This window comes from Streptomyces sp. CY-1 (assembly GCF_047218265.1).
Classification (GTDB): domain Bacteria; phylum Actinomycetota; class Actinomycetes; order Streptomycetales; family Streptomycetaceae; genus Streptomyces; species Streptomyces niphimycinicus.
Window position 1 is genome coordinate 2,855,759 of record NZ_CP178393.1, and the last position, 22,364, is coordinate 2,878,122.

The 22,364-nt window shown below is 71.7% G+C and carries 19 protein-coding genes; 7 read left to right on the plus strand and 12 right to left on the minus strand.

Going from position 1 to position 22,364, the window contains the following annotated elements:
- Positions 1-7 precede the first annotated feature (7 nt).
- Positions 8-673 (minus strand): NADPH-dependent F420 reductase, encoded by a 666-nt coding sequence (locus ACK1X7_RS12275; RefSeq protein WP_385145707.1) that lies wholly within the window; start codon positions 671-673, stop codon positions 8-10.
- A 126-nt stretch (positions 674-799) separates the two neighbouring features.
- Between ACK1X7_RS12275 and ACK1X7_RS12280 the strand changes: the two genes are divergently transcribed.
- The 3 genes from ACK1X7_RS12280 to ACK1X7_RS12290 all read left to right on the plus strand — a co-directional run bounded on the left by ACK1X7_RS12280 (position 800) and on the right by ACK1X7_RS12290 (position 3,629).
- Positions 800-1,216, plus strand: a complete 417-nt coding sequence (locus ACK1X7_RS12280) for a winged helix-turn-helix transcriptional regulator (protein ID WP_390793864.1) — start codon at positions 800-802, stop codon at positions 1,214-1,216.
- 168 nt (positions 1,217-1,384) lie between these two features.
- Entirely contained in the window at positions 1,385-2,407 is a 1,023-nt protein-coding gene (locus tag ACK1X7_RS12285; RefSeq protein WP_413115087.1) for a phosphotransferase family protein, read from the plus strand.
- Positions 2,408-2,414: 7 nt separating this feature from the next.
- Positions 2,415-3,629 carry an acyl-CoA dehydrogenase family protein gene (locus tag ACK1X7_RS12290; RefSeq protein WP_382958469.1) on the plus strand — a complete coding sequence of 405 codons (1,215 nt, stop codon included), beginning with the start codon at positions 2,415-2,417 and terminating at the stop codon, positions 3,627-3,629.
- Between the two features lie 174 nt (positions 3,630-3,803).
- Here the strand turns inward: ACK1X7_RS12290 and ACK1X7_RS12295 are convergent, their stop codons facing one another.
- The 4 genes from ACK1X7_RS12295 to ACK1X7_RS12310 all read right to left on the minus strand — a co-directional run bounded on the left by ACK1X7_RS12295 (position 3,804) and on the right by ACK1X7_RS12310 (position 8,077).
- Positions 3,804-4,397 (minus strand): TetR/AcrR family transcriptional regulator, encoded by a 594-nt coding sequence (locus tag ACK1X7_RS12295; RefSeq protein WP_385157318.1) that lies wholly within the window; start codon positions 4,395-4,397, stop codon positions 3,804-3,806.
- Positions 4,398-4,427: 30 nt separating this feature from the next.
- Positions 4,428-6,071, minus strand: a complete 1,644-nt coding sequence (locus ACK1X7_RS12300; protein ID WP_385157321.1) for a class I adenylate-forming enzyme family protein — start codon at positions 6,069-6,071, stop codon at positions 4,428-4,430.
- A 69-nt stretch (positions 6,072-6,140) separates the two neighbouring features.
- Positions 6,141-6,923 carry an SDR family oxidoreductase gene (locus ACK1X7_RS12305; protein WP_385157325.1) on the minus strand — a complete coding sequence of 261 codons (783 nt, stop codon included), beginning with the start codon at positions 6,921-6,923 and terminating at the stop codon, positions 6,141-6,143.
- Between the two features lie 113 nt (positions 6,924-7,036).
- Positions 7,037-8,077, minus strand: coding sequence for a LysR family transcriptional regulator (locus ACK1X7_RS12310; protein ID WP_361512970.1), 1,041 nt, complete (start codon positions 8,075-8,077; stop codon positions 7,037-7,039).
- A gap of 300 nt (positions 8,078-8,377) precedes the next feature.
- Between ACK1X7_RS12310 and ACK1X7_RS12315 the strand changes: the two genes are divergently transcribed.
- Complete coding sequence (locus tag ACK1X7_RS12315; RefSeq protein ID WP_413115088.1) at positions 8,378-9,712, plus strand: serine-threonine protein kinase; 1,335 nt, start codon at positions 8,378-8,380, stop codon at positions 9,710-9,712.
- A 47-nt stretch (positions 9,713-9,759) separates the two neighbouring features.
- On the opposite strand, the gene ACK1X7_RS12320 is transcribed toward ACK1X7_RS12315, so the two are convergent.
- A complete protein-coding gene (locus ACK1X7_RS12320; RefSeq protein ID WP_413115089.1) occupies positions 9,760-12,600 on the minus strand; it encodes a penicillin acylase family protein in 2,841 nt (946 codons plus the stop codon).
- Positions 12,601-12,801: 201 nt separating this feature from the next.
- Here ACK1X7_RS12320 and ACK1X7_RS12325 point away from each other — a divergent pair, with 201 nt between their 5' ends.
- Together ACK1X7_RS12325 and ACK1X7_RS12330 are read left to right on the plus strand one after the other, a co-directional pair.
- Positions 12,802-13,413, plus strand: a complete 612-nt coding sequence (locus ACK1X7_RS12325) for a hypothetical protein (RefSeq protein WP_078640583.1) — start codon at positions 12,802-12,804, stop codon at positions 13,411-13,413.
- A gap of 238 nt (positions 13,414-13,651) precedes the next feature.
- Positions 13,652-14,113 carry a MaoC family dehydratase gene (locus ACK1X7_RS12330; protein ID WP_216340238.1) on the plus strand — a complete coding sequence of 154 codons (462 nt, stop codon included), beginning with the start codon at positions 13,652-13,654 and terminating at the stop codon, positions 14,111-14,113.
- Between the two features lie 3 nt (positions 14,114-14,116).
- On the opposite strand, the gene ACK1X7_RS12335 is transcribed toward ACK1X7_RS12330, so the two are convergent.
- Together ACK1X7_RS12335 and ACK1X7_RS12340 are read right to left on the minus strand one after the other, a co-directional pair.
- The gene (locus ACK1X7_RS12335) at positions 14,117-14,758 is read right to left on the minus strand and encodes a TetR family transcriptional regulator (RefSeq protein WP_385153460.1); all 642 of its coding nucleotides are present in this window, start codon (positions 14,756-14,758) and stop codon (positions 14,117-14,119) included.
- A gap of 131 nt (positions 14,759-14,889) precedes the next feature.
- Positions 14,890-15,672 carry an aminotransferase class IV gene (locus ACK1X7_RS12340; protein ID WP_385153457.1) on the minus strand — a complete coding sequence of 261 codons (783 nt, stop codon included), beginning with the start codon at positions 15,670-15,672 and terminating at the stop codon, positions 14,890-14,892.
- Positions 15,673-15,808: 136 nt separating this feature from the next.
- Between ACK1X7_RS12340 and ACK1X7_RS12345 the strand changes: the two genes are divergently transcribed.
- Positions 15,809-16,324: a DUF402 domain-containing protein gene (locus ACK1X7_RS12345; RefSeq protein WP_385153454.1), complete on the plus strand. Its 516-nt coding sequence runs from the start codon at positions 15,809-15,811 to the stop codon at positions 16,322-16,324.
- Between the two features lie 17 nt (positions 16,325-16,341).
- On the opposite strand, the gene ACK1X7_RS12350 is transcribed toward ACK1X7_RS12345, so the two are convergent.
- The 4 genes from ACK1X7_RS12350 to ACK1X7_RS12365 form a co-directional block, all read right to left on the minus strand.
- The gene (locus ACK1X7_RS12350; protein WP_390793860.1) at positions 16,342-17,625 is read right to left on the minus strand and encodes an MFS transporter; all 1,284 of its coding nucleotides are present in this window, start codon (positions 17,623-17,625) and stop codon (positions 16,342-16,344) included.
- Positions 17,626-17,628: 3 nt separating this feature from the next.
- Complete coding sequence (locus tag ACK1X7_RS12355; RefSeq protein ID WP_390793859.1) at positions 17,629-19,083, minus strand: CitMHS family transporter; 1,455 nt, start codon at positions 19,081-19,083, stop codon at positions 17,629-17,631.
- Between the two features lie 122 nt (positions 19,084-19,205).
- On the minus strand, positions 19,206-21,434 hold the full coding sequence (locus ACK1X7_RS12360) for a molybdopterin oxidoreductase family protein (protein ID WP_385153445.1): 2,229 nt from the start codon (positions 21,432-21,434) through the stop codon (positions 19,206-19,208).
- A 178-nt stretch (positions 21,435-21,612) separates the two neighbouring features.
- Positions 21,613-22,326 carry a TetR family transcriptional regulator gene (locus tag ACK1X7_RS12365; RefSeq protein ID WP_385153442.1) on the minus strand — a complete coding sequence of 238 codons (714 nt, stop codon included), beginning with the start codon at positions 22,324-22,326 and terminating at the stop codon, positions 21,613-21,615.
- Between the last annotated feature and the right edge of the window lie 38 nt (positions 22,327-22,364).

Here is a 22,364-nt window from a genome sequence, read left to right on the forward strand (position 1 = left end):
CCGGCCGCTACGCCGGGCTCTGCGCCGGGGTCTGTGCCGCCAGCGGCGGCAGCGCGGCCCGTGGCTCCACCCCGCCGAACCAGAAGCCGAGCAGAAACGCGACGGTGGCCTCCAGGAGGCGGGCCCGCTCCAGGCCCCCGGCGTCCAGCGGTAGGCAGCCCATATCGCGGACCAGCGTGCGTACGGCCGCCAGGGCCTCCTCGTCGTCCCCGCACAGCGGGACCGCCAGCGGCCCGTCGGCGAAGACCGGCGGGGTCATCCGCCACACCGCGTCCGAGCAGTGGCAGAACGCCTTCACGACCCGCGCCCCGACGGCCCGCGCGGCGATCCGCTCGGCCATGCCCGGCCCGCCGTCGGTGGCGAGGGTGAAGCGCCCGGGGACGATCGCGTTGGTGCAGTCGATCAGCGCCCGGCCGCTCAGCGTGCCCTCGGCCGCGCCCGCCGCCTCCAGGGCCGCCTCGACACCCTCGTAGGCCACCGCCAGCAGCGTCACATCCCCGAATCCGGCGGCCTCGCGCGGACTCCCCGCCCGCGCGCCGTGGCCGATCCGCGCGGCCAGCGCCGCCGCCTTCGGCCGCGAGCGGCCGCCGATCAACAGCTCGTGCCCCGCCCGCGCCCACTGGGTCCCCAGCGCGTCCGCCATCGTGCCCGTGCCCAGGACTCCGATCCGCATCGCGGCCTCCTCCTCGTTCTCGCCCGCCGATGGGGAAGGACACTAGGAAGTCCGTCGCACACCGCGCGGTGTGCGACGGATGCGCTAGGACAGCGGACGGCAGGTCAGCAGGTCAGGAGGGCATCAGTGAGTGAACCGGCGACGACAACGCGGCCCCTCGCACCGGAGGAATTCATCGCCGACTGCCGGGCGCGGCTGGGCTTCGAGCTGCTGGCCCGCACCTGGACCGCCGTGGTGATCTTCGGGCTGCGGGAGGGGCCGCGCCGCCCCGGCGAACTGCGCGAGGCGATCGGCGGCATCAGCCCGAAGGTGCTCAACGACACCCTGCGCCGTCTGGAGGACGACGGGCTGGTGGAGCGGCGCCGGTACGCGGAGGCGCCGCCCCGGGTCGAGTACGCGCTGACCCCGCTCGGCGAGACCCTGCTGGGGCCGGTCGAGGCGCTCGGTGCCTGGTCGGTGGCGTACGGGGACGCGGTGGTCGAGGCCCAGGAGCGGGCCCAGGAGCGGGCTGGGGAACGGGCCGGGCGGGGGCGGGGGCGGTAGTCCCCGGCCCGCCCCGGGGCCGGAACCCGTGCACCCGGCAACGGACACCCACTGGACTACATACCGACTGGTCGGCATCATGATGCGGAACGGTTCGCCCGCTCCCCCGACCGAGCGCGCTGTGTGAGCAGTACCAAGAAGGACCGAGGAAACCGAGGAAGAGGTTCGATGAACGCAGGCAATCCCCCAGGGCTCGACCTCGATCGGCTCCGCGCCCACCTCGACCGCGAGCGCGCGGGGCTGGTGCGCGGGCCGCTGAGCGCCGAGCTGATCGAAGGCGGCCGTTCGAATCTCACCTACACCGTCACCGACGGCACCTCCCGCTTCGTGGTCCGCCGGCCGCCGCTGGGCCATGTGCTCGCCACCGCCCATGACATGGCGCGGGAACACCGGGTGATCAGCGCCCTGCACCCGACGGCCGTGCCGGTGCCGGAGCCGGTGCTGCTGTGCGAGGACGAGTCGGTGGTCGGATCGCCCTTCTACGTCATGGAGTTCGTCGAGGGCACCCCGTACCGCACCGCCGAGCAGCTCGCCGGTATCGGCCCGGAGCGCACCCGGGAGGTCGTCCTCTCCCTCGTCGACACGCTCGTGGCACTGCACTCCGTGGACCCGGCCGAGGTCGGGCTCGGCGACTTCGGGCGCCCGGAGGGGTTCCTGGAGCGGCAGTTGCGCCGCTGGGGCAAGCAGCTCGCGGCCTCGCGCAGCCGTGAGCTGTCCGGGATCGACGAGCTGCACACCCGGCTCGCCAAGGCGCTGCCGGCCTCTGCCACGCCCTCCGTCGTCCACGGCGACTACCGCCTCGACAACGTCCTGGTGGACGCCGACGACCGGATCACGGCGATCCTCGACTGGGAGATGTCCACGCTCGGCGATCCGCTGACCGACCTCGGGCTGATCGTGATGTACAGCGGTCATCCGAATCTCGCCGACTCCCCCATCTCCTCCACCCAGGGCGCCCCCGGCCACCCCACCACGGACGAGCTGATCCAGCGCTATGCCGAGGGTTCGGGGCGCGATGTGAGCAGCGTGTCCTGGTACACCGCCTTCGCCTACTTCAAGCTCGCGGTGATCCTCGAGGGCATCCACTACCGGTACACCCTCGGCCAGACCGTCGGCGCGGGCTTCGACCGCATCGGCGACATCGTCCCCGCCTTCATCGACCACGGTCTCACCACCCTCCAGGAGAGCTGATCCCGTCATGGACTTCGCATTCGACGCCCGGACCGAAGAGCTGCGCGCCAAGCTGCTCGCCTTCATGGACGAGCATGTCCATCCGGCGGAGGCGGTCGCGGAGGAGCAGCGCGCGGCGCTGGACTCGCCGTGGCTGACCCCGGCGGTCGTCGGGGAGCTCAAGGCCGAGGCCCGCCGGCAGGGGCTGTGGAACCTCTTCCTGCCCGACGAGGAGTACGGCGCGGGGCTGACCAATCTCCAGTACGCCCCGCTCGCGGAGATCACCGGCCACAGCCCCCAGCTTGCCCCCACGGCCCTGAACTGCGCCGCCCCCGACACCGGCAACATGGAGGTGCTCGCCCAGTTCGGCGACGAGCGGCAGCGCAAGCAGTGGCTGGAGCCGCTGCTCGCGGGGGAGATCCGGTCGGCCTTCGCGATGACCGAGCCGGAGGTCGCCTCGTCCGACGCGACCAATATCGAGACCCGGATCGAGCGCGATGGCGACGACTACGTCATCACCGGGCGCAAGTGGTACATCTCCGGGGCGATGAACCCCGACTGCAAGATCTTCATCGTGATGGGCAAGACCGACCCGGAGGGCGCCGATGTGCGCCGTCAGCAGTCGATGGTGCTGGTGCCGCGCGACACCCCGGGCGTCGAGGTGCGGCGGGCGATGCGGGTGTACGGCTACGAGGACCACTACCACGGCGGCCACGCCGAGGTGGTCTTCGACCGGGCGCGGGTGCCGGTGAGCAACCTCATCGGCGAGGAGGGCGGCGGTTTCGCCATCGCCCAGGCCCGGCTCGGCCCCGGCCGGATCCACCACTGCATGCGGCTGATCGGCATGGCCGAGCGCGGTATCGAGCTGATGTGCCGACGGGCGGTGGACCGTACGGCCTTCGGCAAGGCGCTCGCCCAGCAGGGTCAGGTCCATGAGTGGATCGCGGACGCGCGGGTGGCGGTCGAGCAGTTGCGGCTGCTGGTGCTGAAGACGGCCTGGCTGATGGACACGGTGGGCAACCGCGAGGCGCACACCGAGATCCAGGCCATCAAGATCGCGACACCGCGCACGGTGGTGGAGATCTTGGACCGGGCGGTGCAGTTGCATGGCGCGGGCGGGGTGAGCCAGGACTTCCCGCTGGCCGAGCTGTGGGCGGCGGCCCGCACGCTGCGGTTGGCCGACGGGCCGGATGAGGTGCATCAACGGTCGTTGGCGCGGCGTGAGTTGAAGCGGTACGTGTAGCTGAAGCGGTACGTGTAGCTGAGGCGGTGCGGGTAGCTGAGGCGGTGCGGGTGGGGGCGGGGCGGGGTTTGTTCCCCACCCCGCCCCTTCCCTCAACCGGGGCTCCGCCCCGGACCCCGGTCCTCAATCGCCGGACGGGCTGGAAAATCCAGCCCGTCCGGCGATTGAGGACATCTATGGCCGCAGCGCGCGCAGCAGCAGGTCGGCCAGGTGGTCGGCGACCTCCTGGGGGCCCAGTGGGCCGCCGGGCCGGTACCAGGTGCCCAGGTGGTGGACGGAGCCGAAGTGGTAGTCCACCACCAGATCGGCCGGGGTCCGGGAGCTGAACACCCCGGTCCGCTGCCCCTCCTCGATCAGCGCGCGGAACCGCTCGTGGTAGCGGCGCCGCTCGGCGCGCACCTGCTTGTGCTTCTCCGGGCTGAGTTGGTGCATCGACCGGAAGAAGATCGTGGCGTCGTCGAGGTTCTCGATGGTGGTCACCACGACATCGGCCGCCGCGTCCCGCAGCCGCTGCTCCACCGGTGCGTCGGCGTCCGCGAAGGCGTCCAGGCGCTCCTGCTGGAGCCGGAGCACCCGTCCGTAGATCTCATGGAGCAGATCGTCCTTGGAGCCGAAGTAGTGGTAGAGAGCGCCCTTGGTGACGCCCGCCGCTTCGACGATCTCCTGTACGGACGTCCGGTCGTATCCCCGCTCCGCGAACAGGCGGGTGGCAGCCGCCAGCAGCCGCTGTGGCACCGGCTGTCCGTCACCGTCCGTCGTTTTGGCCATCGTCGCCACCCGTTCTCTTCCTCTTCTCTTTCATCCTCGCAGTTCCCGCCGGAGGATCTTGCCACTCGTCGTCTTGGGCAACTCGGGCAGGATCTCCACCTCGCGCGGGTACTTGTACGCGGCGAGCCGCTCCGCACAGTACGCGGACAGCTCGTCCGGTGTGGCCTCGGCCTCCGGTCGGAGGCTCACATACGCCTTGACCGTCTCGCCGCGGTACGCGTCGGGTTTGCCGACGACCGCCGCCTCCCGCACGGCGGGGTGAGTGTAGAGCACGTCCTCGACCTCGCGCGGCCACACCTTGAACCCCGAGGCGTTGATCATGTCCTTCTTGCGGTCGACCACGTACAGCCAGCCGCCCTCGTCCATGAAGCCGATGTCGCCGGTGCGCAGTTCCCCGTCGGGGAGGGCGGCCGCGGTGGCCTCCGGGCGCCGCCAGTAGCCGGGCACCACCATCGGGCCGCGGACGACGATCTCGCCCTGCTCGCCGAACGGCACGTCCCGTCCCGCGTCGTCCACGATGCGCACGAGCGTGTCGGCGCCGGGGACGCCGACGGCGAGGGTGCCGGAGACCGGGTCGACGGGTGCGCGGACGCCGGGCGGGACGCTGGCGCAGGGCGCGGTGCATTCGGTGAGCCCGTAGCCGTTGTGCAGATACGGGCCGAGGGCCGACTGGAACCGCTCGACCAGCGCGGGCGGCAGCGGGGCGCCGCCGGAGGAGATGATCCGGAAGGACGAGAAGTGGTCGCGGGTGGCCTGGGGGTGGGCCATCAGCGCCATGAAGGCGGTGGAGGGGCCCACGGTGTAGGCGGGGCGGTGCTCGGCGAAGGCGTCGAGGACGACACCGGTCTCGAAGCGGTAGGCCAGGGCCAGGGTGCCCGCTCCGGACATGCACGCGCAGAGCTGGCAGACCATGCCGGTGATGTGGAACAGCGGGGCCAGCGCGAAGAGCGTCGAGCCTTCGGGCAGCTCATGGAGGAGGTGCTGCCGGTCGGCGTTGTAGGAGATGTTGCCGTGGGTGTTGGTGGCCCCCTTGGGGGTGCCGCTGGTCCCGGAGGTGTAGCTGATCAGCGCGATGTCCTCGGCGCGCGGTGCGGGGACGGACGGCGGGCGGGCTCCGGCGCGGGCGGCCGTGAGGAGGTCCTCGGTGTCCTCGGGGACCGGGAGCGGCTCCTCGCGCAGCACCCGCGCGTCGTCGCGGGTCTGGAGCTCACGGGCGTCGGCGGTGAACGCGATGCGCACCGGGGACGCGGTGGCCGTCTCGCGTATGTAGTCCTCCCAGGCGTGGCGGGAGCAGACCAGGGCGCTCACCTCGGCGTCGCCCAGGATGTGCGCGAGTTCGGCGCCCTTGTACATGGGGTTGACCGGGACGACCGTACCGCCCGCCTTCCACGCCCCCAGCAGCGCGACCACGAAGTGCGGGGTGTTCTGGAGCATGATCGCCATCCGGTCGCCGGGCCCGAAGCCACGCTCGGCGAGATGGCCGGCTATGCCGTCGGAGAGCTCGTCGACCTCGCGGTAGGTCAGCCGTCCGTCGAAGTAGACGAGCGCCGGATGGCCGGGGGCGGTGCGCACGGCGTCCCGGAACGCGTGCAGCGGGCTCGGCCGTGGGGTGATCGTCCGGCGCTGCGCCTCGGTGAGCTGGGCGAGCCATGGCTGGTCCTGGTACGTGGTCATGGATGCGGCCCTGTCTGGACGGGGGTGAGGGTGGTGGTGCGGAGAGTACGGGAGCGGCGGGCCCTCGGGTCAGCCCGAGGTCCCGGATGCCGCCTCGAGAGCCTCGAGCTTGCGCTGAAGCTTGTTGATGCCGCCCAGCCAGCGGTCGGTGTCGCCGGCGCGGGCCGCGTAGTGGCGGGCCACCTCGGGGTGCGGAAGGATCAGGAAGCGCTCCTCCTCGATGCCCGCGAGGACGGCGTCGGCGACCTGCTCGGGCTCGATCGCGGTGGGCGCCAGCACCAGGTCTCCGGCGGCCCCGGTGGCGGTCAGCATGTCGGTGCGCACCCCCTGCGGGCACACCGCGTGGACGGCGATGCCGCGGTGGCGGTAGGTGCCCGAGAGCCATTCGGCGAAGGCGAGCGCGGCGTGCTTGGAGACGGCGTACGGCGCCGAGCCGATCATGGTGAGTATCCCGGCGGCGGAGACGGTGGCGACGAAGCGGCCGCTGCCGCGCTCCAGCCACTCGGGCAGCAGCTCCCGGGCGGCCCGCACATGGGCCATCACATTGACGTCGAAGGACTGCTGCCACAGCTCATCGTCGGCCTCGGGGCCGCCGTCGTGGCCGACGCCCGCGTTGGCGCAGAAGATGTCGATGGCGCCGCCGAGCGCTTCACGGGCCGCGGGCACGATGCCGGAGGCGTCGCCGGGCACCGCGGTCGCGCCGATCTCCTCGGCGACGGCGGCGGCCTTGGCCGCGTCGAGGTCGTTGACCACGACCTGGGCGCCCTCGGCGGCGAAGCGCCGGGCGAGCGCGGCGCCGATGCCACCCCCCGCTCCGGTGACCACAACACGCGCCCCACGCACGGTACCCACGATTCGCAGCTCCTCGGATCGACTCGGATCGGCTCCTGCCCGCAGCGCAGACTAACCAGTCGGTATGTGTAAACGGAAGAGGCACACCAGCCTCCCGGCGCACGGCCGGCGGGTTACCGGCCGGGGCGCTTCTTGCGCATCACCCCGCGCCAGCGGGCGTTCTCCCCGGCGAGCGCGTCCCACAGCACATTGAGCGGATGACCGGCGTCCTGCGCGGTGCGCTCCCCGGCCCGTACGAACACCCCGATCAGCACTTCCAGCTCCGGCCCCACACCGTCGGTCAGCTCCAGGGTGCGCAGCCCGGCACCGGCGCGGATCCGCCCGTCGGCCACCGCGTCGCCGATGCCCTCGGTGACCAGCACACAGCCGCTCAGCACTCCCGAGGAGAGCAGCTCCAGTCCGTACTGCACGGTGTCGATCTCGGCCGCGATATGCAGCTCCTGGCGGTAGCGGGCGCCGAACCAGCCGCGCAGAAAGCCGGGTATGAGGCCGTCGGCCGAGACGGCGAGCGGCAGCCGGGGCAGCTCGCTCACCGGGACCGAGGGCCCGGGCAGCTCCTCGGCGTCGAGATTGGTGACCAGGGACAGCCCGCTGCGCCGCCACTCCATCACCTCGAAGCCGTCGAGCCGGCTGTCGTGGCCCGCCGTGGTGAGGACGCTGCCGCATACCAGGTCGAGCTGTTTGGCGTCGAGCCGCTCCAGCAGATCCCGGGTGCGCACATGCTCGACCTTGAGCTCGACACCCCGGCGGTCGAATTCCCCGGTGACCAACTCCACGGCATTCAGCAGAAAGCCGAGGGTGTAACGGGTGGAGCCGACACAGAGCCGGCTGCCGAGCCGGCGGCGGCTGTCGTGCAGCCCCTCCAGCCAGTCCTCCAGGGTGCCGCGCGCGAGTCCGGCGAGGGACTCCCCGGTGGCGGTGAAGAGCACATTCCGGCTGCGTCCCCGTTTGACCACCAGCGGCTCTCCGCACAGTGCGCCGAAGTTCCGGTTCAAGGTGTCCAGTTGTTTCTGCACACTGGACTGCTCCCGCCCGAGCAGCCGGGCGGCGCCCAGTGCGGTGCCCGCCTCATGGACCGCGAGCAACGTTCTGAGCTGGTCCATCGTGGTGTCCAGCAGCGCCGTCGGGTACTGCCATCGATCCTTTAAGGGCATTCCGGCCTTCCGCTCGAAGAGTATTCGGCACCCCAATGACGTTTCCGTTCGCAGCATAGTGCAGCGCCTTCCGGGTCAACTGATCCCGAGAACAGCGGGGATATTCTCCCGATGGATATTCGGGAATTCCCTATCTCCCGATGGCCGCGGAGTCCGTCATTCCAGGTTCCGCCCGCGTCATTCCGGGTAAGTCGAACGGCTGGCCGATTGTCCGACGGCTACCGTATGCGTGACGTATGGCCAGCGGACGGGGCAGTTGGGACGATGCACGCACATCGGGCCATCCAAGGGGGAGCGGCGATGACGGGGATGAGCGTACGACCGTACTGGGAGCTGAGATTCGACGCCTACGGGGACGTCGACCTCCGGCAGCGGGACCGGCTGCTGGAACAGGCCGCCCAGTGCGACCTCACGGATCTGGTGGTGTTCGCGCACGGCTGGAACAACACCCGGACGATGGCCACACGGCTCAATGACCGCTTCTTCGCGCCCTTTCCCGAGCTGCTCGGCGAGGCGGGCCCGGCGCGGCTCGGTTATGTGGGGGTGGTGTGGCCGTCGATGCGGTTCGGGGACGAGTCGCTCGCGGGCTTACCCACGGAGCCGGCGCCCGGCGCGCCACCGGGCCCCGACGCGCACGCACCGCGCCCGGGGCTCGACGCGGAGACCCACCGGGCGCTGGATGTGGTCTTCCCCGGGCGGCGGCAGATCGTGGCGCGCCTGGCCGAGCTGCTGACCGAGCGGCCCGAACGGCTCGCGGCGCTCGACGAGTTCGGGGTGCTGGTGCGCGGGCTGGTCCGGATCCACGGGGAGTCCGGCGCGGCCGGGGACGCGGCGGACGCCGACGGGGACGAAGACGGCGCACCGGCGATGTTCGGGCAGGACGTGACGGAGGTCTGCGAGCGGTTCGCGGCCGCGCTCACCGAGGCGCGCGCGAAGGCCGACGCACAGGACCGCGCCTTTCCCGACAGCGGGCCCGGCGGCCTCTGGGACGGGGCGCACGAACTGCTCCGCCAGGGGACGTACTACGTGATGAAGCGGCGGGCCGCGGCGGTCGGGCGAGAGGGCCTCGGCCCGGTGCTGGGCGCCCTCGCGGCCGTCCGGCCCGCCCCGCGGCTCCATCCGGTGGGCCACAGCTTCGGCGGCCGGCTGGTGTCGTACGCGCTGACCGGGCTGCCGGAGGGCGTCACGGTGGCGTCGGTGACCCTGCTCCAGGGGGCGTTCTCGCACTACGCGTTCGCCGGGCAACTGCCGCACGCCGCCCACCGCGGCGGCGCCCTGCGCTCCGCCGCCCACCGGGTCCGCGGGCCCGTGGTGTCCTGCCATTCGCACCATGACACCGCGCTCGGGCTGCTGTACCCGGAGGCGTCGCGGGCCTTGGGGGACGATGCCTCGCCGCTGCCGGGCGACACCCGCTGGGGAGCCATCGGGTACGACGGCTTCCAGGCGGTGGAGGGGTGCCCGCGCCTGGGCCTGGCCGAGGCGCTGGAGGGCCCGTTCCCGGCGGAGGGCTGGGTGAGCGTCGATGTCTCGGAGGTCGTACGGCACGGTGTGCCGCCGGTCGGGGCGCACAGCGACATCTGCCATCCGGAGCTGGCCCGGGTGGTGCTGCGCGCGGGCCGCATCGGGGACGTGTAGCGGGGGGGGCGGGGCCTCGCCGGGTACGAGGCCCCGCCCCGGTGGTCTCAGCGGTGGGCCGGGAACTCCACGACCTGCTGGAAGGTGGGCCGGTTCTGCCAACTGATCTTGTCGTGGGTCAGTCCGCCGACCACCCGGTGGATGATGGCGTCGGCGCACCACTGGTCGCCCGCGGAGCAGTTGTCGTCTCCCGGGTAGACCTGGGCGGCGGTCTTGCCCACGGCCGTCTTCAGGCTGGTCAGCAGCGCGTCACGGCAGGCGCTGAGCTGTCCGCCGCCGCAGTACGGCCGGGCCAGCGGCCCCTTGACGTCCTCGCCGAGGACCGTGCGCAGATCCTTGTCGACATAGGACCACCAGCCGTACTGGAACGAGGACCCGGCGTGCGAGCCGGTGGGGCCGTGTCCGGCCGAGGGCGCCTCGTCGACCGCCAGATTGGCGCGCAGCGCGTCGTAGAGGCCGTCGCCCAGTCCGGATTTGAACTCGGCCTCGACCAGCAGCGGCCACCAGGCGTCCATGATCCGTACCGCGTCGGCGTGCCCGTAGGTGTGCGAGCCCGCGCTGGTCTCATGGCGCTGTGAGCCCGCCGACTGCCAGGAGTCCAACTGCTGTGCGGCCGTGGCCAACTGGGGGTCGTCGATGGGCGCCGAGCGCAGCACCTTCAGCAGCTTCGGCAGTACGTCCTCGCCGCGCAGATCGGTGACGGCCGCCTCGGCCATCGCCCGGGTGAGCGCGGAGCGGGTGACACCGCCCTTGCGGACCAGGGCGCGCACCCGGTCGTCGAGGAGGTTGCCGCGGTGCACCGAGCCATTGCCGAAGCCCGCCACGCTGTAGTCCTTGGCCAGCTTGTTGTTCCAGCTTATGTAGTAGTCCTGATCGATGGACTGGGGGTGTTCGGCGGGCGGAGTGGCGGCGGCGGTGTTGTCCTTGGGGTCGAAGTCCCGCCACTCGTAGGCGGCTTCGCCCTTGACCGGCAGCGAGGGGTCGACGTCCGCGGCGCGCACCGGGTTGAGCCCGCTGTTGTAGTAGCCGGTCTGCCGGGAGTCGGCGTAGAACCAGTTGAAGGTGTAGTTGACGTTCTGCGCCGCGCTCTGGAAGGACTTGGCGTCCTTCACATAGCCCGGGTCGTTGAGCATCTGGAAGCCGATGATGGAGTCGGCCTCATGGCGGTAGGTGGAGCGCAGCATGGTGTAGGCCACCGGTTTGCCGTCCACGGTCGCGCGATGGGTCACCAATCCGTACTTGGTGCGGTAGACCTGCATCCGGTACGAGCCGGCGGCGGTGGAGTCGGCGAGGGTGGGTTTCCAGGCGTTGCGCCGCTCCAGTTTGTCCATCGGCACGCAGTCGCCGTGGTAGCGGTAGTACGTGGAGTCCTTGGGCGGGGTGGAGCCGTCCGGGGAGCACAGCTCGACCGCGTAGGTGTCGGTGATGTCCTGGCCGGAGGTGGTGGCGCTCCAGGCGTAGTCCTGGCCCCGGCCGAGCTGGATGTACATCCCGACCCCCGCGAAGGAGGCGCCGCGGGCGCTGATCCCCGGACCCTGGATCTCCTGGAGCATCAGCAGTTGCGGGGCGAAGTAGCCGGTCTGCGGGCCGAAGACGGCCACCGGGTGGCCGCTCGCGGTGTACTTGCCGGAGACCACGAGCGCGTTGGACATGCCCTTCTTGCGGCTGAACAGATCGCGGGGCAGCACCCCGTCGTCGTAGATGCCGCGCAGGGGCTCCAGCGACGCCTTCGGGGCCTTGACCTTGGTGTGGGCCGTGGCGCCCGACTTGGTGGCGCCGCCCTCGCGGTCGTAGACGAGCTGTTCGGGGGTGACCGACCCGGCGTCGGGCAGTGCGCCGCCCTTGGGCGTGGCGGGCTTTCCGGCGTACGGGAAGCTGCCGTCGCGTACGGTCAGCGCCGCCTCCGGGTCGTTGCGCTCGCGGAAGGACTCCCACACCTTCGCGCCCTCGGTCAGGCCGTACTTCTGCTGGGCGGCGAGCAGCGAGAGCGCGCCCTCGACCTCACCGCCCCCGCCGTTGCCGAAGAGCGCGCCGACCACGGAGGCGAGGGCGATCAGGTCGGTGAGCTTGAAGGGCTGGATCTCACCGGCGTTGGTGATCGCGTCGATATGGCCGGTGAGCACGTACTCACCGGGGAAGTAGCGGCCGTCCTTGGCCTTCTTGGCGTAGGCGTTGATGCCGTCGATATACGCCTGGGCGTCGGCCAGCGCCTGGCGGCCGCGCTCTCCGCCGTGGGCGAGGATGTAGTCGACCTGCGCCTGGTAGTCGTCCTCGGTGTACGGCGCCTGGCGGAAGAAGTCCTGTTCCAGGCCCTGGTTGGCGGGTGCGCCGCCGGCGAAGGAGGTCAGCTCGCCGCGGCCCACGTGGCGGAAGAGGTCCATCAGCCACAGCCGGTCCTGGGCGGCGGCGTATCCGGCGCCGAACTCGGTGCCCTCGCGGGTGGTGCCCTGGATGTGCGGGACGCCGGTCTTCTTGTCCCGGGTGATCGTGACGTCGTCGCGCGGCTTGGTCACGGAGGCGACCTGGTCGGCGGGGACTCCGAAGGAGGAGTCGTTGAAGAAGTTCGTCAGCTTGTCGTCGGTGAGGGTGGGGTAGCCGCTCGCCAGGTCGCCGTACGGGCCGAGCTGGTCGGCGCTGTGCTCCGGGTGGGTGCCCAGCACCCGGTTGGCGAGGATGTCGGCGAGGGTGGCGTTGCCGGTCGCGCCCGGCGGGAGGATGTCGGAGCACTGGCCCCGGCAGTAGTCGGTGGCCGCCGCGGCCGGCTCGGCTCTGGCCGGCTGTGGCGCCGGAGCCGCGAGGGCGATGCCGAGACCCAGCGCGGCGGCCGCGGCGAGCACGGTACTGGTGAACTTGCGGGTCCTGGTGGGCCTGGGGGTTCGTCGTCGCATGTGCGCTCCTCCCGATTGCCGTCGCGAGGGAGGTTACCGGCGGTATTACCAGCCCGGAAGATGAGCGGACGTCAACTTCGTGACGCGAGAGGCCCAATGAGGACTGCCGGAGAAAGTCCGGGGAATTCGATGGATCCGGATCGCACTGCGTTACGTCCATTCGACAACGAGTCGGGTCCGCACTCGCGGAGGTGGTATGAAGTGGCCGGTTTCAGAGCACTGGCACGAGAAGTTCGCAATCCACGCAGACACATCACTGCTCGGCGCACATCGCTGCGCAAATGTCTTGAACGGTTCGCGCCGTACGGGCACCGAGCGACCTGGCACCATCTGTGCACCAGCTCCGGGATCCCCCCGGAGGACCGCAGGCCGGATCCCCTACGACTGCTCACCGCACTGGAAGAGCTCGAGGAGGCCCGCACGCTGTGGCTCGCGTACGAGGCGGACTTCGCCGCCCGGCGCAGGCAGGAGAAACTCCTCGGCATCCGGCAGCCGAGCACCGTCGACGACTGGCATCTGAACACCTGGGGCGGATGCGACATCATTCCCTGCGAGAGCCCCTCGACCCATCCCGGCGACCGCCTCGCGGACGTACTGCGACGGCTGATCGCGGCGATGGAGTCGGGACCGGGGTCGGCCTGCCCCGTATGCGCACAACGGGGCCTGGTCTGGCGCGAGGACCTGGACCGCTATCCATCGGCCGGGCCGGTCTGCGCGGACTGCGGCATCGTGGTGCCGCTGCCGCTGCTGACCACCGAGGCCCTGGCGGCGTCCCGGGGCACGGTCCGGCTGGGCCGCTACGCCACCGTATGACGCGCCACCGTATGACGCCCGGCCGCCCCTGGCCGGGAGCGCGCTCGCCGCGGTCACCGCACCGGGTGGCCGGCGAGCGCGCGAAAACCCCCTGACGAGCAACCGGCGAACGCTCACGTCCGCCGGTGGCCGCGTCGGCGCGGAGCCCGCGTACGGGGGCGCGGCGCGCGTTGACAGGATCCCGGTCAGCCGACCATGCTGAGCAGTCGCTTAGTGAGTGGTTGCCCGGGAGGCACGCATGGCAGAGCCCAGGATCTTCACCTCGCCCGATGAACTGCGGTCCGCGGTCGGCGAGGAACTCGGCCCCAGTGACTGGCTGGAGATCGACCAGAAGCGCATCGATCTGTTCGCCGACGCGACCGGCGACCACCAGTGGATCCATGTGGACCCGGAGAAGGCCGCGGCCGGTCCGTTCGGCACCACGATCGCGCACGGCTATCTGACGCTGTCCCTGCTGCCGTCGTTCACCCCGCAACTGCTGCGGGTCGAGGGCGTGCGGATGGGCATCAACTACGGCGTGAACAAGGTCCGCTTCCCCTCCCCCGTCCCGGTCGGCTCCCGGCTGCGCGCCACCGGCCGGATCGTGGAGGTGGCCGAGGTCAAGGACGGGCTCCAGATGACGCTGGCGGTCACCCTCGAGCGGGAGGGCGGGACCAAGCCGGTGTGCGTGGCGGAGTGCGTCGTGCGCTACTACGCCTGACGGCTACGACGCCTGACGAGGGCCGTCGGCCCCCACCATGCGCAGCACCAGCCCCGCGTAGAGGTCGCCGACCTCGTCGGGGGTGCTGCGCCCGGCGGCGTTGAACCAGCGGGCGACGTCGATGCACAGGGACAGCACCGCGACCGTGGCGCCGCGGACATCCGGGACGTCGAAGGCGCCCGCCTTCACCCCGTCCTCGATGATCGAGCGCACCGCCCCGTCCGTGGCCTTGCGGACGGCGATGACCTCGGCGTGGTGCTCCTCGGCGAGCGCGCCCAGCTCGTACTGCACCACCCGCGCGGTCATATGGTGCTCGGCGTGCCAGCGGACGAAGGCGCGGACGGCGCGAGCCAGCCGCTCGGCGGGGGTGCCCACGCTGTCCCGGGCCCGCTCCACGATCTCCAGGGCCCGCTCATGGCCGACCTTGCTGATCTGGTAGAGCAGCTCTTCCTTGGTCTTGTAGTGGATGTAGAGAGCGGCCGGGCTCATTCCGGCGCGGCCGGCGATGTCCCGGGTGGTGGTGGCGTGGTAGCCGCGCTCCGCGAAGGCGTGCACGGCGGCGCTCACCAGCCGCCGGGCGGCGTCGGGGGTGATGTCGCCCCAGGGCTCGATCCCGCCCCCGCTGTTCTTCGGCTCCGCGTCCATGGCGGACACCCTACACGGAGAGTGAGCAAGCGCTTAGGCCCGTCCGGCGGATCTTCGCGCCGGTGGCATCGGCGGCTGCCGGCACCGACCGGGCGCCGACCACGGCGGCGGATCCGCTCATGCCGTGGGCCTCACAGCGGTTCGGCGTCCGTCGCCGCGTACTCCTCGCGCAGCACCTCCAGGACCGGATGGCCGGGGTCGAACTCCACCCCGTCGATCGACCGGATCGCCCGCACCCCCACCCCCGCGTTGAGGGCGAAGGCCGCCTCCAGCCCGCCGAACCGGTCACGATGGACCGGCTCGGTGTGCTGCGGTCCGGCGTGGCCGCGGCGGAGCAGCTCCCGGGTGACGCCGGGCAGGCACCCGGCCTCCGGCCACAGCAGGCGATGGCCGTCGAAGAACCCCACGTTCCAGGTCGCGCCCTCGGAGACCGCGCCCCGCTCGTCCGTCAGCAGCACATCGTCATAGCCGTCGAGCTGGGCGAGACGGCGCAGCCGCAACAACCCGAACAGCCCGACGTGTTTGACCTCCGGCAGATCGCGGCGGTGCGGCGCGGTGCGCACGCTCAGCGGTCGCGGGGAGGGGGCGGCGGCCGGGCGGGTGGTGACCAGGATCCGCGGCCGGGCCTCGGCCCCGGGCCGCTCCAGCCCGAGGTCGGGGTCGTACACCGTGACCCGGACGGTGAGCGGCCCGGTGGCCTCCGCGACGGCGCGCCGGGCCAGTTCGCGGATCCGGTCCCGGTCCGGTGCGGTGCCGAAGAGCACCCCGCTGTCCCGTACCAGCCGGTCCAGATGGAGGGACAGCCCCCGCACCCGGCCGTCCGCCACCCGCATGGTGGTGAAGTGGCCGTAGTTGATCATGGCCAGCGCGGTCAGCTCGCGGATTCCCGCCGGTTCCCCGTCCAGCTCTGTCATGGGGCCAGTCTGTCAGCCAGGCCGCCACGCCCCTCCCGCCACCGCTTGGGACACACCCCTCCCGCCACCGCTTGGGACACACCCCTCCCGCCACCGCTTGGGACACACCCCTCCCGACACCCCTTAGGATCGGGTCATGGCCGATCTCGTATCCGTGAACTACACCAAGTACGACGGCACTTTGCACTGGAACCTGCGGATGCGCAGGCTGGGCGAGGACGACCACGGCATCTGGCTGGGGCTGCCCGGCGGGACGGTCACGCGCAAGGGATACGGCCCGATGGTGCCGCTCGAATGCGCGCATGTGATCCTCTTCCCGCGCGAGGCGTGGTGGACCGCGACCTTCAACGCCCCGCCCCGGGACACCGAGATCTACTGCGATATCGCCACGCCGCCGCGGTGGGTCTCCTCCCACGAGGTCACGATGGTGGACCTGGACCTCGATGTCATCCGCAAGCGGGACGGCAGGACCCTGCTGGACGACGAGGACGAGTTCGCCGAGCACCAGGTGCGGTACGGCTATCCGGCGGACGTCATAGCGGAGGCCGAGGCGGCGAGCCGGTGGCTGATGGACGCGGTCGGCGGGCGCGCCGAGCCGTTCGGGGACGCCTGTGAGCGGTGGCTGGGCATGGTCGACGGCGAGCGCCCCTGAGGCGGCTCACCGCCGTCTCACCGGGGTGGGTGCCCCGCTCCCCGCGAGGCCGAAGTCCCTTCCGTGCGCCGCTTCCTGGGCGCGGGCCGGGTCTCGCCGGGATCCGCGGCCGGGCGCCCGCGCAGCGGCCGGACGGCTATGCCCGCCGATATCAGGAGCAGCCCGCCCAGCATGACGAAGGGGGCGGCCGTGCCCGCGAGCCCCGCGAGCACACCGGCGGAGGCGGGCGCGGCGACCTGGCCGAGCCGGTTGCCGGTCAGCCGCAGCGCGAGGGCCGTGCTGCGCGCGCCCTCCGGGGCGGCCTGGACGACGGTGGTCATCGACAGCGGCTGTCCGACGCCGAGGCAGAAGCCGAGCCCGGCCAGCAGCAGCCCGAGCGCCCAGGCGGGCACCGGCAGGGCGATGCCCGCGCACAGCAGCGCGGCGCCCAGACAGCTCACGGCCATCAGCACGGTGCGGCCCATCAGCCGGATCATCGGGGTCATGGCGAGCCGGCAGGCCACGGTGGCGGCGGCGCGCAGGCTGAGCAGCACCCCGACGACCGCGGGCGAGATACCGCGCTGTTCGCCGACGACCGGCAGATAGGCGGTGAGGATGTCGGTGGCGGAGAGCACGGCGAGGCTGATGAACATGCCCGAGGCGACCCCGCGGGTGGTCAGGATGGACCGTACGGAGACCTTCCGGACCGGGGCCTCCTTGGCGGGTGCGGCCGCCGTACGGTCCGGGCGGCGCTCGATGCGCCACAGCGAGGTGCAGGAGAACGCCGCGAGGGCGGCCGAGACGAACAGCGCGACGGCGCTGGTGCGGGCCATCGCCCCGTCCTGTTCGGAGACCACCAGACCGGCCGCGATGGGCCCGATGAGCTGGCCGAGCGAGGCGCCGATGGTGAAGTGGCCGAAGTTGCGGTCCTGTTCGTCGGGGGCGCTCTGGCGGGCCACGATGGACTGGGCGCCGATGACGAACGACAGATGGCCGAGCCCCATCACCCCGCTCCACGCGGCCATCGCGGGCAGCGATCCGGCCGTGCCGCTGAACGCGCAGCCGGTGGCGATGAGGGCGACCCCGATGGGCAGCAGCGGGGCGCACCGGCCGTGGTCGGTGCGCCGCCCCAGCGGTACGGCGGCGAACAGCGGCAGCAGGGCGTAGATACCGGCGATCACACCGACCGCGCGGGCGTCGGCACCGAGCGCGAGGGCCCGGTAGGAGACGGCGGGCCGCGCCATGCTCACCGCCCCCTGGGTGAACGAGAAGGCGATGACCAGGCGCAGCAACCAGCCCCTACCGGGCTCTGAACTCTTCACGGATCAGATGATGCCGAAGAGAACACCGGCGGCCAGCACCACCAGGGAGGTGAGCACCGCCCATTTCACGGTGAACCGGGTGTGGTCGCCGAATTCGACCTTGGCCATGCCGACGAGCACATAGACCGCGGGGACCAGCGGGCTGGACATGTGCAGGGCCTGTCCGACCAGCGAGGCGCGGGCGATCTCCAGCGTGGAGACCCCGTGCGCGGCCCCGGCCTCGGCGAGGATCGGCACGATGCCGAAGTAGAAGCCGTCGTTGGACATGAAGTAGGTGAGCGGGATGGACAGCACACCGGTGACGATGCCCATCTGCGGGCCCATGGCCTCGGGGACTCCGTCGACCAGCCAGCGGGCCATGTGCTCGACCATGCCGGTGCCGGTGAGGACGCCGGTGAAGACGGCCGCGGCGAAGACCATTCCGGAGACGTTGACGACGTTCTCGGCGTGTGCGGCGACGCGGGCCTTCTGGTCGTTCATATGCGGGAAGTTGACGGTGAGCGCGATGGCCGCGGCGAGCAGGAAGAGGACCGGGATCGGCATGGTCTCCGTCACCATCAGGGCGAGGAGAGCGATGGTCAGGGCCGCGTTGAACCAGTAGAGCTTGGGGCGCAGGGTGGCGCGGTTGGGGTCGAGGCCCTTGAACTCGTCGTCGTCCGCGCCGGAGGCGCCCGAGCTGCCGGAGCCGCTCGGGGACGGGGCCTTCGCGTCGGTGCCGGAGCCCGCGCCGCCGCCGGTCAGCGCGGCCCTGCCGCCCTTGCCGCCCTTGGCCCCCTTGCCGCCGGAGCCCGCGCCGACCAGCACCTGCTCGGGGTCGCCCGCGGTGACCTCGTCCAGCGTCAGCACGCCGAGCCGCTTGCGCTCCCGCAGACCGAGGCCGTAGGAGAGGGCTATCACGAAGAGCAGACCGGCCGCGAGGGCCGGGATCATCGGCACGAAGATGTCGCTGGCGTCGACCTTGAGCGCGGCGGCGGCGCGGGCGGTGGGGCCGCCCCAGGGCAGCGTGTTCATCACGCCGTTGGCCATGGCCGCGACACCGGTCATCACCACCAGGCTCATCTTCAGCCGCCGGTAGAGCGGCACCATCGCCGACACGGTGATCATGAAGGTGGTGGAGCCGTCGCCGTCGAGCGAGACGATCGCCGCGAGGACCGCGGTGCCGACCACCACCCGCATCGGGTCGGCCTTGCAGAACCGCAGGATGATCCGGACGATCGGGTCGAAGAGGCCGACGTCGATCATCACCCCGAAGTAGATGATGGCGAACATCAGCATGGCGGCCGTGGGTGCCAGATCGCCGACGCCCTTGAGGACATAGTCCCCGAGGTGCGCCCCCTTCCCGACAAGCACACAGAACAGCGCGGGGATGAGCACCAGGGCGCCCATCGGGGACATCTTCTTCATCATGATCAGGACAAGGAATGTCGCGATCATGACGAAGCCGAGGATGGTCAGCATGGTTTGGCTACCTCACGTTCGCCTTTGAACTCCCCCAGAATTGGCGGTCGAGGCGACGTTAGGTGCGGCAACTTTCCGTTAACAAGGTCTTGACGCGTGAGCAATAAGCGCAAAACCCCAGGTCAGTGCTGTAGCGATGGCGAAACGTGCACCGGGTGGCCATTGAGCACCGCCGTACCCGAGAGCGGATCCAGCCGTGAGCCGTCGAAGAGCTGGTTGACATTGACCCCCGGGCTGGCCCCGGCCACCGACAGCCGGACGCCGGTACGGCCGTGGCCCCAGCCGTGCGGCAGGCTCACCACTCCGGCCCGTACCGTGTCCGTCACCTCGACCGGCACCTCCAGCTCCCCGCCGTCGCCCTTGACCCGGGCCAGGCCGCCGTCGGCCAGGCCCAGCCGGACGGCGTCCTCGGGGTGCATCTGGAGCGTGCAGCGGTTGGTGCCGCCCATCAGGGCCGGGACGTTGTGCATCCAACTGTTGTTGGAACGCAGATGGCGGCGGCCGACCAGCAGCAGCCCCGAGGGCCGGTCGGCCAGCGACCGGCGCAGCCGCTCCACATCGGCGGCCAGCGGCTCCGGGCACAGCTCGACCGTGCCGCTGCGGGTCTTGAGCAGCCCGGGGACGCGCGGGCGCAGCGGGCCGAGGTCGATGCCGTGCGGACGGGCGAGCAGCTTCTCAAGGCTCAGCCCGTCGGGGTCGGCGCCGAACCCGTCGCCGTACGGGCCCAGCCGCAGCATCATGTCCAGCCGCCGCTCGGGGCCGTCCACCCCGGTCAGCCGCGCGGCCAGCTCGGCGGGCTCGCGTCCGTACACCGGGGACGCCGGGTCGGCGACCTCCTTGCCGAGGGTGCCCTCGATCGCCATCGCGTCCACCGCCGCCGGATCGGCACCGGCATGCCCGCTCGCACACAGCACCAGCCGCGCCAGGATGGTGCTCTCGCTCAGCCGGTCCGCCTCCAGCGGGATCACCGGGCGGGTGTAGCGGACCTGGTTGCGCACGGCCAGGCTGTTGAAGGCGTAGTCGAAGTGGGGGCTGCGGCTGGGCGGGGGCGGGGGCAGCACCACATGGGCGTGGCGCGAGGTCTCGTTGAGATACGGATCGACGCTGACCATGAAGTCGAGCCCGGCCAGCGCCCGGTCGAGGCGGTCGCCGTCCGGTGCGGAGAGCACGGGGTTGGCCGCGAGCGCCAGCACCGCCCGTATCCGCCCCTCGCCCGGAGTCTCGATCTCCTCGGCGAGCGCGACGGTCGGCAGTTCACCCTTGGCCTCGGGATATCCGCTGACCCTGCTGTGCCAGCGGCCGAGCGCGAAACCCTTCCCGGGCCGCGCCGGGCGCTCCCGCCGGCCCGTGGCGGCGAGCGGGAACATCATGCCGCCGGGCCGGTCGAGCTGCCCGATGAGCGCGTTGACCACATCGACCAGCCAGCTCGTGAGGGTGCCGAACTCGACGGTGGTGGAGCCGATCCGCCCGTACACCACGCCCTTGGGCGCGGCGGCCAGCTCACGGGCGAGGGTGCGGATCTCCTCGGCGGGCACCTCGCACGCCTCGGCCACCGCCTCCGGCGGGAAGTCCTGGGCCAGCCGCCGCACCTCCGCCAGCCCGCTGAGGTGCTCGGCGAGCGGGCCCGGGGCCACCAGATCCTCGGCGAACAGCACCTGCACCATGGCGAAGAGCAGCAGGGCGTCGGTGCCGGGCCGGATCGCCACATGGCGGTCGGCCAGCTTGGCGGTCCGGGTGCGCCGGGGGTCGACCACCACCAGCCGTCCGCCGCGCCGCCGCAGCGCCCGCAGCCGCCCGGGGAAGTCGGGGGCGGTGCACAGACTGCCGTTCGAGTCCAGCGGGTTGGCGCCGAGCATCAGCAGATGGTCCGTACGGTCCAGATCGGGCACCGGAATGGCGTTGGCGTCGCCGTACAGCAGCCCGCTGGAGACATGCTTGGGCATCTGGTCGAGGGTGCTGGCGCTGAAGACGTTACGGGTGCGCAGCGCGCCGAGCAGCAGTTGCGGATAGAGCCCTCCGGCCACGGTGTGCACATTGGGGTTGCCCAGCACCACCCCCACGGACTGCGGTCCGTGCTCGCCCAGCAGCGGGGCCAGCCCCTCCCGCACGGCGGCGAACGCCTCGTCCCAACTGGCCTCCTCGAGGCGCCCGGCGCGGCGTACGAGGGGGCGCCGCAGCCGGTCGGGGTCGGCGTCGAGCTCGCCGATCGCGGCTCCCTTGGGGCAGATGAAGCCGCGGCTGAAGACGTCCTCGCGATCGCCGCGCGCCCCGGTCACCCTCCCCTCGTCGATGGTGAGGGTCAGCCCGCAGGTGGCCTCGCAGAGCGGGCAGATACGCAAGGCAGTGCTCATCGGTCTCTCCCAGGGACGGCGGCGAGGCCGCGATGACGCGCCGGACCCGGTCACCATACCGACTGGTAGGCATGTCGGGGAGGTGTTGACGGGAAGTGCCGATAGACGGGTCCCTGTGGGCGGGAAGTACCGATGGCGAGAAGTGCCGATGGGCGGGAGGTCCCTGTGAAGCGCCGGGTCAGTCCAGGACCCGGGCCAGATAGGCGCGCAGCAGCTCCTTCGTCTCCGCCACGATCGCCGGATCGCCCTCCGGATCCACCCGGAACGCCAGCCGCAGCAGCGCGTCCGCCGTCTCGACCGCGATCAGGAAGGCCACCCGCAGCCGCTCCTCGGCCGCCTCGTCCCCGCCGTTGTCACCGGTCCCGCCGGGGCCGCCGGGGCCACCGCTCGCCAGCCGGTCGGCGAGCAGCATCCGCAGCCGGTCGGCGACCAGATGGTTGGGCTGCTGCGGCCGCGCGGTGGCCGGGACCGGATTCCCGAACTCGATGAGCGCGAACCCGGGGGCCCCTCGCTTCATCGCCAGATACTCGTCGACGACGACGTCCATCGCCTCCCGCCAGCCGCCGCCCGCGTCCGGACCGGAGCCCGGCCCCCCGTCCGGCCCGGAATCCGAGGCGGACAGCCGCCGGGTGATCCGCGCCGCGTACTCGTCCAGATTGCGGTGGGCCAGCGCCTCGGCCATCGCCCGCTTGTTGGAGAAGAAGCGGTAGACCGAGCCGATGGGGACATTGGCGCGCTCGGCGACGGCCCGGGTGCTCAGCTCTTCGTAGCTGATCTCGTCGAGCAGCTCGGCACAGGCGTCGAGGATTCGGCCGAGGCGCTCGGCGCTGCGCCGTTGGACCGGCTGGCGGCGGAGGGGCGGTATGGGCACGCCCCCATCCTGCCCGATCATTGACTCACCCGGGTTTCGATTCCTATCGTATGACAGAG